The sequence below is a fragment of the Neisseria sp. P0014.S002 genome (assembly GCF_051958295.1).
Taxonomy (GTDB): domain Bacteria; phylum Pseudomonadota; class Gammaproteobacteria; order Burkholderiales; family Neisseriaceae; genus Neisseria; species Neisseria flavescens_B.
The window spans coordinates 1-230 of record NZ_JBQCVO010000145.1 but is presented as its reverse complement, the minus strand read 5'-3'; the positions used below and the strand labels follow the sequence as shown (position 1 = coordinate 230).

Annotated in this window: 1 protein-coding gene; it reads right to left on the bottom strand. The window is 60.9% G+C overall.

Features of this window, described 5'->3' with window-relative positions:
- On the bottom strand, positions 1 to 230 hold a 230-nt coding region (locus ACTHSX_RS10935; protein WP_440379692.1), incomplete at both ends, for a hypothetical protein.

Sequence of the window (230 nt, the reverse complement as noted above, 5' to 3'; positions counted from 1 at the left end):
GGTTCACTGAGTTCGGTGAAGATCGCGTCCATCTCGACAAAGGAACGTCCCCTCATCCGCATGGCCTCGTTGTAACGGCCCTCCGTAATGAGACCGGGCACCGACTTCGTGTCAGCGACGGCCTTGACCAGGGGGAGGCGATGTATGCGGTTGGACCCAGTGCCGATAACGCGCCCCTCGGCCTCTGGAGTGGTCGAGAGCACCTCGTGAACCGCATGATAACCCAACCA